General features: G+C 64.8%; 7 protein-coding genes. 4 read left to right on the plus strand and 3 right to left on the minus strand.

The window, feature by feature from the left end:
• Positions 1-3,077: non-ribosomal peptide synthetase (locus tag D7V88_RS35045; protein WP_120544951.1), on the minus strand; the 3,077-nt coding region annotated here is incomplete at its 3' end.
• A gap of 196 nt (positions 3,078-3,273) precedes the next feature.
• Between D7V88_RS35045 and D7V88_RS35050 the strand changes: the two genes are divergently transcribed.
• The 3 genes from D7V88_RS35050 to D7V88_RS35060 are packed head-to-tail and all read left to right on the plus strand — an operon-like array spanning position 3,274 to position 5,554.
• Positions 3,274-3,837 (plus strand): hypothetical protein, encoded by a 564-nt coding sequence (locus D7V88_RS35050; RefSeq protein ID WP_147448986.1) that lies wholly within the window; start codon positions 3,274-3,276, stop codon positions 3,835-3,837.
• 26 nt (positions 3,838-3,863) lie between these two features.
• Positions 3,864-5,204: a SitA5 family polymorphic toxin gene (gene sitA5, locus D7V88_RS35055; protein ID WP_120544953.1), complete on the plus strand. Its 1,341-nt coding sequence runs from the start codon at positions 3,864-3,866 to the stop codon at positions 5,202-5,204.
• The gene (locus D7V88_RS35060) at positions 5,204-5,554 is read left to right on the plus strand and encodes a DUF2019 domain-containing protein (RefSeq protein ID WP_120544954.1); all 351 of its coding nucleotides are present in this window, start codon (positions 5,204-5,206) and stop codon (positions 5,552-5,554) included. Before sitA5 ends, D7V88_RS35060 begins: the two co-directional genes overlap by 1 nt.
• Before the next feature lie 102 nt (positions 5,555-5,656).
• Here D7V88_RS35060 and D7V88_RS42725 read toward each other — a convergent pair whose 3' ends face one another.
• Together D7V88_RS42725 and D7V88_RS35065 are read right to left on the minus strand one after the other, a co-directional pair.
• Positions 5,657-6,580, minus strand: a complete 924-nt coding sequence (locus D7V88_RS42725; protein WP_147448987.1) for a hypothetical protein — start codon at positions 6,578-6,580, stop codon at positions 5,657-5,659.
• A gap of 19 nt (positions 6,581-6,599) precedes the next feature.
• Positions 6,600-7,691, minus strand: coding sequence for a glycosyltransferase family 4 protein (locus D7V88_RS35065; protein ID WP_120544955.1), 1,092 nt, complete (start codon positions 7,689-7,691; stop codon positions 6,600-6,602).
• Positions 7,692-7,755: 64 nt separating this feature from the next.
• Here D7V88_RS35065 and D7V88_RS35070 point away from each other — a divergent pair, with 64 nt between their 5' ends.
• Positions 7,756-8,886, plus strand: coding sequence for a glycosyltransferase (locus D7V88_RS35070; protein ID WP_120544956.1), 1,131 nt, complete (start codon positions 7,756-7,758; stop codon positions 8,884-8,886).
• The last annotated feature ends 42 nt before the right edge of the window (positions 8,887-8,928 follow it).

Here is an 8,928-nt window from a genome sequence, read left to right on the forward strand (position 1 = left end):
GGGGGAAGGGAGGAGGGCCGCCCCGAGGAGAAGTCCTCATAGACCGTCCGGAGTTCGCGAAGCAGCACGCCCAGGGACCAGCCGTCCGAGACGATGTGATGGAGGGTCAGGAGCAGCAGGTGATCCTGTTCGCCGAAGCGAAGCAGGGTGCCCTGGAACAGAGGCCCCGAGGCCAGCTCCATGGGCTGCTCAAGTTCCTCACGCGCATACCGTGCCGCTTCCGCTGCCTGCTCGGAGGGAGGGAGGTGGCGGGCATCCACCACCCGGAGCGTGAACGGGCGCACGGGCTGGATGCGCGTGACGAAGTTGGTTTCGGTGGCCGCGAACACGGTGCGGAGTGATTCGTGGCGGCGGGTCAGCTCGGTGAGGCTGCGCTCCAGCACATCAATGTCGAGCGGCGAGGTGATGCGGTAGGAGACGGGAATCCGATACGTGGCGTTCCCGGGGTGCAACTGCTCCACGAACAGCAGTCGCTCCTGCGCGAACGAGAGCGGCTGATCGCCGTCATGCGGGAAGGCAACGAGCGGGGGGCCCTCTTCGGAGATGCCGGTGCGCTGAGCGGTCTCGATGGCCTCCGCCATGACGACGAGGGTCGGCGCCTCGAAGATGCGCCGGATCGGAAGGCGCAGGTGGAACGTCTCGTTCACGCGCGAGACGAGCTGGGTGGCGAGGAGGGAGTGGCCACCGAGGTGGAAGAAGTTGTCGGTGAGGCTGACCCGTTCGACGTCGAGGAGTGAGGCCCAGAGGCGGCAGAGGGCGACTTCGGTGGGTGTGCGAGGCGGGACGTAGGAGAGGGCGTCGCCGCGTGCCGGCACGGGGGCGGGGAGGGCGCGCCGGTCGACCTTGCCGTTGACGGTGAGGGGAAGTGCGGCGAGCGGCGTGAATGACGCGGGCACCATGTGCTCGGGAAGGCGCTCACGAAGCCAGGCGCGCAGCTCGGAGACATCGGGGACCGTGGCGTGGGGAACGAGGTAGGCGGCGAGGCGACGGTCGCCCCCGGCCTCACGGGCAATGACGGAAGCGTCCTTGATGGCGGGATGGAGGCGAAGGGCCTCTTCGATTTCACCCAGCTCGACGCGGTAGCCGCGGATCTTCACCTGTTGGTCGGCGCGACCGAGGTACTCGATGCGACCGTCGGGGAGGAAGCGAGCGAGGTCGCCGGTCTTGTAGAGGCGAGCGCCGGGGACGGAGGAGAAGGGGTTGGGCAGGTAGATACGGGCGGTGAGCTCGGGGCGGTTGAAGTAGCCGCGCCCCAGGCGCTCACCGGAGACGTACAGCTCGCCCGGGACACCGATGGGGACGGGCTGCAGGTGCGTGTCGAGCAGGTAGAGCGGACCGTTGGACAGGGGGCCACCGATGGAGACGGGGATGCCCAACGGTGGCGCTGAGTCGACGAGGTGGAAGGAAGAGAAGACGGTGCACTCGGTGGGGCCGTAGCCGTTGACGAGGCGCTGGGGCGGTCCGTGCTGGAGGACTTCGCGCAGGGCGAGCGGATCCGCGGCTTCACCGCCGAAGACGAGGGTCTTCAATCCGGCGAAGGCTCCGGGGACCTGCCGCGCGAGCAGGTGCAGCACCGCGGTGGTGACGAACATCGTGGAGACGTTGCCGTCGCGCACCTGTGCGGCGAACTCGTGGGGCGAATGGGCGGGGTTGGCGGTGATGCCGATGAGGTGCGCGCCGTGAAGCAATGCGCCCCAGATTTCAAAGCTGCTGGGGTCGAAGGAGATGTTGGAGGCCTGGGCCACCCGGTCGGACGCAGCGAAGGGGTGCAGCAGCGGGTCGAAGGCGAGGGCGAGGATGCCCCGGTGGAAGATGGCGCTGCCCTTGGGCCTGCCGGTGGAGCCAGAGGTGAAGATGACGTAGGCGAGGTTCTCCGGCCCGGAGGTGCGCGGCAGGCCCTGCGTGGGCTGCTGGCTCAGCACCTCGGAGGTGGCACTGGAGTCGAGGACGACCGTGGCACCGGAGAACGGCGGTAGGTGCTCAAGCTTCTGCTGGTGGACGAGCAGGACGCCGACGCGGGCATCCTGGAGCATGAAGGCCAGCCGCTCGGCGGGGTGAGAGGAGTCGAGGGGGAGGTAGGCGCCGCCAGCCTTGAGGACCGCGAGCATGCCGACGATGAGGTCCACGGAGCGCTCGACGCAGAGGCCAACGAGGACCTCGGGACCGACACCGAGGGAGCGCAGGTGCCAGGCTAGCTGGTTGGAGCGCTCATCGAGCTGGCGATAGGAGAGGGTGAGGTTGCCGTAGGTGACGGCGGGTGCGTCGGGGGTGAGGGAGGCCTGGAGAGCGAAGCGTTCGTGGACGCAGACGTCGCGGGGGAAGTCGGCGGTGGCGTCATTCCATGCGTGGAGGACGCGCTGGCGCTCGGCGTCGGGGAGCAGGGGGAGGGATGCGATGGGGCGCGAAGGCTGAGCGACAGCGGCCTCCAGGAAGGTCTGGAGGTGGGAGGCCATGCGCTGGATGCGCTCGGAGTCGAAGAGGTCGGTGTCGTACTCGAAGGTCGCGCTCAGTCCCTCCGACGAGCGCGACACGGAGAGGACCAGATCGCAACGAGCGCGCTGAGTATCGGCCGGCTGATCTACCCGTGGTGCGAAGACGAACATCACCTGGAACACGGGCGCATGGTTGAATCCCTGCGTCACCGGGAGCGCACCCACGAGCTTCTCGAACGGAAGCGCGCGATGGGTTTCCGCCGCTTGATGGACCGCGTGGATGCGCGCCATCAACTCCACGAACCGGGGGTTGTTGGAGAGCTCCTGGCGCAGCGCGAGGATGCCGCCGTCCGGTCGCGCGACCGACGCGCCCACGACGAGATCATCTTGCCGGGAGTAGCGGTGGAGCAGCGCGCTGTATCCCGCGAGCAGGGGCACGAAGAGCGGCACGGCCTCCCGTAGGGCCAGCTCCTCCAGGGCCGCCGTGAGCGAAGCGGAGAGCGTCCAGGGAAGGCTTCCCCGCTGGAGTCGCTGCGCGGGAGGCCGGGGCCGATCCGTCGGCAGCTCCAGGAGGGCGGGGGCACCCGTGAGGTGCTGCTGCCAGAAAGTGACGGAAGCGTCGGGAAGGAGGGGCTCCGGCGTCATCTGGGATTCCTTTCAACGGGGCGCGAACGGGGCGCAGGATACCGACGATCCACGTGCCTCCGGAAGCAGAGACACCGTCGTCGTGAACTCAAAGACAGGCAGCTACAGACGCGGACCGGCAGGGAGCAGGCTGGGCATCCGGACTGTCCGTGTACCTTCCGCCAGTCCCACCATTTTCCTGGCCTATGCTGCGCGCATGAACCCATCCCATTCACGCAAGGTGCTCGCGGTCTGTGTCTGGAGCGTGCTCGCCCCCGGTTGCTACTTGCTTCCCGACGCCGAGGCCGAGGGAGAGTGTCGGGGGAATTACCTGGGCAAGAGCGTGCGGTGGCCCCTCTTCAAAGATGGGGCTTGGTTGGAGCGAATCGCATCCGACAGGGGTGGGAAGGATCAGGTCCATGTGCATCTGGAATATGAAACACAAGACATTGAGGACGACGTGGAGGCTTTCGGCGTGGACATCCGCCTGGAGGATGGGGCGCTGATCGAGAGGCCGGACACGACGAAGCTGGTGCCGAAGGGGAATTATGGAATGGGCCCCCAGGGCGAGTCGGTGGTGATGGAATGGTCAGGCAGGGTCTGGACGTCGGATGAATCAAGAACTGGCTATCTCCGACCGGGGCGTCCGGCGGAGGGTACTGTGACCTTTGAGCGGGTGAACAACATCCAGGCGAAGGGACAGTTCGTCTATCTCTACCTGGACGGAAGCAAGCTGACTTGCACGTTCGATACACCGAAATACTCGTCATCAGAATCATGATTCAAGACATCTCCGGAAGACTCCGAATGCTGATTCGATGGTTGATTCCCGTTCTGCTCGTTGCGCTGACTGGATGCGGCAGCATCACGAGATCGGTGCGGCTGGACACCGGCCGTGACGCGCCCATTGTGTTCACGCCGCGCGCCAGCCACCAATCGGTGGAACTGAACGCGGACGAATTCGAGGAGGCTGTTGAGGCCATGGCCCGCCTTGTGCGGCCTTCGACTCGCCCCCAGGAAACCGCTCGACGATTGTTCGAAGTGGAATCACGCAGCGGTTCCTACCTGTACGAGCCAAACAGCCGTCGTGTCACACCCATGGGGCCCGGTGAACACCTGGAGGGCGAACTCCCCCCTGCGGATGTGGAATTGACGCGCGCATACCTTCGCTGGTGCGAGCGCACCGCCAGACCTGGCGACTGCCTGCGCCTGCTCGTGGAGGGTCCCACTGTCACGGGAGATGGGCGCTACGCCTTGTCCATGGCTCTGGCCCAAGGCGTCGTGCTGGAGGAGATGATGGACGCCTTCAAGGACATGGCCGACCCCGAGGCCATGCTCACGACCGTCCTGTGGACCTGGACCACGTACATGATCCTGCTCGCGGTGCCCGAGCCGTTCTCCAAGGGCATCGCTGCGGCGATGACCCTCACGCTCATGGCTTATGTGGGAGTGGATACCTTCTGGAACCTCATCGTGGGTTTCAAACGATTGGTGGAGGCAGCGGACCGAGCCACCACGTTTGATGAGCTCCGAACGGAGGGTGAGCGGTACGGCAAGGTCATGGGCCGGAACGCGGCGCGTGCATTCGCCATGTTGGCCACGGCGGTGATTGGCAATTCGGCGGCGGGCATGGCGAGGCAGGTTCCGGCGCTCCCTGGTGCCGCGCATGCGGCGGTGCAGGCCGAGTCTCAAATGGGGTTCAAGTTCGCGGCGATTGGGGGAGTGGAAACGGTGGTAGTGAGCGCCGAGGCCGTCACCATCTCCCTCGCACCGGGGGCGGTGGCCATGGCGGCGAGCGGCACTGCCGCCAAAAATCTCCCTACTCTCTCCAAGGCCTGGGGATCCTTCAGTGGATTCAAGAAGGCCCAGGGCCCAGCTGGCAAGGGACAGGAGTGGCACCACATCGTCGAACAGACTCCCGGCAACGTGAACCGGTTCGGAGCTCAGTCCGTTCACAATACCGAGAACATCATCCGGCTAGACAAGGGTGTTCACACCCGGGTGAGTTCGTTCTTTTCGTCCATCCAGCGAGATGTCACTGGCTCTGCCACTTTGACTGTGCGGCAGTGGTTGAGCACTCAGTCCTATGCGGCCCAGCGCGAGTTCGGGCTGCTGGCTATTGAGAGAGTAACGAAGGGGTTCTGGTGATGACGCTAGATGAACTTGTCGAACAGTTCGCTCAAAACGTGGCTGCGCAGACCGATGCTATCTGGAGGGGAGACGCCAAGACCGGGAACAAGCACGCCAAGAAGTACGGTGCCGCGTTCGACCAGCTCAGGGCTCACGGTAATGCTGGACGAGACGCACTCGCGGTGCTGTTCAATCACTCTCGCATGGACGTACGCGTCATGGCCGCCGCGCACCTGCTCCGCCATCGGACGGCCGAATCCAAAGCTGTCTTGGAGCAAGCAGCTAGGGGCGAGGGTCTGGTTTCATTCAAGGCGGAGCAGGCGTTGAAGCGGTGGGCGGAAGGAGCCTGGGCTCTTGATCTGGAATAGATGCCGGCAGCGAAATTGTATCTACGTTACGAGATCTCACCTGGAATCCATCTAAGAGCCAAGGTCGTCGATTTTCATGATGAGATTGAATGGAAAAAGAGGTCAGTCCTCGCCGATGCTATCGGCAAGAGCTGATGTGCAGCTTTGGCACCAGTTGTCATCCCCGAGCACGAAGGAGTCGCATACTGCGCACTGGTGAATTGGCGATAGAGTACGGCATGTGGGGACGGTGCAGATAGCAATGTCAATAGCTACGGCTGATACGCTGTCATAGCCACCGCACACCATGCATTCAAACCGCCGTTTTGGTGGCGCGTGGATATCATATGGGGCATCGGACTCGTTGAGTGCCTCCAATGTGGTTGAGGACAACATTTCGTAGGGATGGGCGCGGTTAAGCCAGGCGACACGTGCCGGTGAGGCGCGCTTGATGATGCGCTGATACGCGGCTTCAAGCTCGTTCAGTTTATCTTGCTCTCGCTCCTTGTGTATCCGCTTGGCGATTTGCTGGAGCTCTTGAACCCGTTGCCATACGTTTAATGGTAGATCGTTTTCTAGATTCTCATTCAGCTCGTCTCGAAGAAAGAAGAAGATAAACTCAACCATTTCAGCGACAAGTTTTTCTGCCTCGTTGAGGTTGAGCTCGACTGAGTAATGCTCTAGCTGATTTCTTTTTTGTTGGGCGCGCCTTAGGAGTCGGAGTTGGCTATCGTTGAATTTGATGCTTGCGCACTTGGTGAGTCGTTCTATGCATGTTGAGAAGTCTACTGTGGCTTTTGAAGTGTCGCCCATTTCGGCGACATTGGTCCAGATCAAGGACGCATGGGCGAGCCTTAGCCGCTCCTTGAGTAAGAGAAGCGTTCCGGAAAAGATATGTAGTACTGCGTATTTGTAATTGGTGTCGTTCGGCGTGTCGTCAGAATAGAGTAGGTTTACTGCCGTGTTGACGAAGTCGATGCCGTTCTCGAGAAGTGTAAGTTGTAGTGGTTCTCGTGGTGGTGGCCTGATAGGTTTTTTGAGAGTCATGAGTTTGGTTGGGTTTTTCTTAGTGTGTTCGGGATTGGGTTGTTGATGTGTTTCTTGGTAGGTTTCCCAGTACGCGACGGAATACTCCCAGAGTGTGGAGCGCGCAGTCTTCCCAGGTGAACCGCGCAGCCCGCGCGCGGCCCAGTTCAATCAACTCCCGACGCAAGGCATCGTCCCGAAGCACTCGCAGCGTAGCTTCGCGCCAATCCCTCGCGTCGTAGGGTGGCACCCGCATCGCCGCATTGCCCACGACCTCCGGCAGCGCAGTCGCATCCGCAGCGATCACCGGACACCCCGCCGCCATGGCCTCCAAGGCCGGCAGCCCAAACCCCTCATACTTCGAAGGCAACAGCAGCACCGCCGCCGCCCCGTAGAACAGCGCCATCTCCGACTCGGGCAACTCCTCCAGGTCGATGACGTTCTCGTGCAGCCCCGTCTCGTGAGCCACCGCGCCCTTGCCCGCGAGCAGCACTAGGGGCACCGGCAGATCCGCCGCGAACTTCCCCAGCATCGCCAGGTTCTTGAACGGCTTCGCGTTGCCCACCACCGCCACGTACCGCTCCGGCAGCTCATGCCGTTCCCGGAACGCCTTCGCCTCGCTGGCCGTGGGCGGCTCGAAGCGGGAATCCACACCGTTGTGGATCACCTGGAACCGGTACGGTGACATCTTCAAATACTTCCCCAGCTCCTCCCGGGAGAAGTCAGACACCGTAATCAGCGCCGACGCCGTGCGCGCACGCGGCCCCACCACCGCCTTGTAATAAATCGCCTGCACCGGTGTGTACTGGTCCGCCAGCGCCAGGTGGTTCGCGTCATGCAACGTCGCCACCAACCGCCCCGGCCACAGCAGCGGCAGCGAGAACGACGTCGCGTGGAACAGGTCCGGCTTGAGCTTCGCCAGCTCATACGCCAGCAGCGGCTGCTCCAGCGGCGTGAGATACCCCGCGCGGGAGCGGTGCAGCGGAATCCTCGGCGTCAGCTCCCCCAGCCCGTCCGGCAACCCCTGGGCCGGGACGAGGGCGGAGAACTCCAGGTCCGGGGCGAGCCCCGGCAACCTTCGCGCCAGCTCCAACGCGTAGCGCGCGATGCCGTGGAGCTGACCGCGCACCATTCGCAGGTCAAGAAGGACAGAGGGCACGTCCCCTGGCCTACCACACAGTGCTAGAAGGCGCCCCGTGAAGGTCGCCCTTGTCCACGACTGGCTTGTCACCCACCGCGGCGGAGAGCGCGTCCTCGACGCCCTCTGCGAGCTGTACCCCGACGCGGACCTCTACACCCTCATCCACCAGCCGGGCAGCCAGCCCGCGCGCATCGAGAACCGACGCATCACCACGTCGTTCCTCCAGCACATCCCCGGCATCCACGCGCGCTACCGCCACTTCCTGCCGCTGTTCCCCCGCGCCATCGAAGCCCTGCGCATCTCCGGCGATTACGACCTCGTCCTGTCCTCCAGCCACTGCGTCGCCAAGGGCATCCACGCCCCTCCCGGCGTGCCGCACCTGAGCTACGTGCACGCGCCCATGCGGTACATGTGGGACCTGTTCGACGACTACTTCGGCCCCGGCCGCGCCCGCCTCCCCGTGCGCGCCGCCGCCCTCGCCGTGCGCCCCTACCTCCAGGCCTGGGACCGCGCCTCCACCGACGGCGTGGACCGCCTCGTCGCCAACAGCCAGCACATCGCCGGGAAGATCCGCCGCTTCTGGGGCCGCGAAGCCTCCGTCGTCCCGCCCCCCGTCGAGCTCGACCGCTTCACCCAGATGCCCCTCGCCGGAGGAGGGCAGGGCGGCTACTTCCTGTGGCTCGGCGCCTTCGCCCCCTACAAGCGCCTGGACGTCGCCCTGGAGGCCTTCCGCACCCTGTCCACCCCCCTGTGGATCGTGGGCACCGGCCAGGAGGCCTCGCGCCTCACGTCGGGCCCGCTGCCTCCACACATCCGCTTCCTCGGCAACGTCCCCGACGCCGCGCTCCCCGCCCTCTACCGCGACGCGCGCGCGCTCCTCTTCACCCCCGAGGAGGACTTCGGCATCACCCCCCTGGAAGCCCAGGCCACCGGACGCCCCGTCATCGCCTTCGGCAAGGGCGGCGCCCTGGAGACCGTCACCCCGAAGACGGGCCTCTTCTTCCCGGAACAGACCCCCGCGTCCCTCGCCGCCGCCGTGCGCCAGTTCGACGCCTGGGAGGCCTCCTTCCGCCCCGAGGACGCCCGCGCCCAGGCCGAGCGCTTCGGCCGCGCCCGCTTCCAGCAGGCCATCCAGGCCGAGGTCGACGCCCTCCTGTCGCTGCCCCCGTCCTCCCCAGCGGTGTGACAGGGCTGTCCGCCCCGTCCCCACATTCCCGAGGGTCGGCCC

The organism is Corallococcus terminator (assembly GCF_003611635.1).
Classification (GTDB): Bacteria; Myxococcota; Myxococcia; order Myxococcales; family Myxococcaceae; genus Corallococcus; species Corallococcus terminator.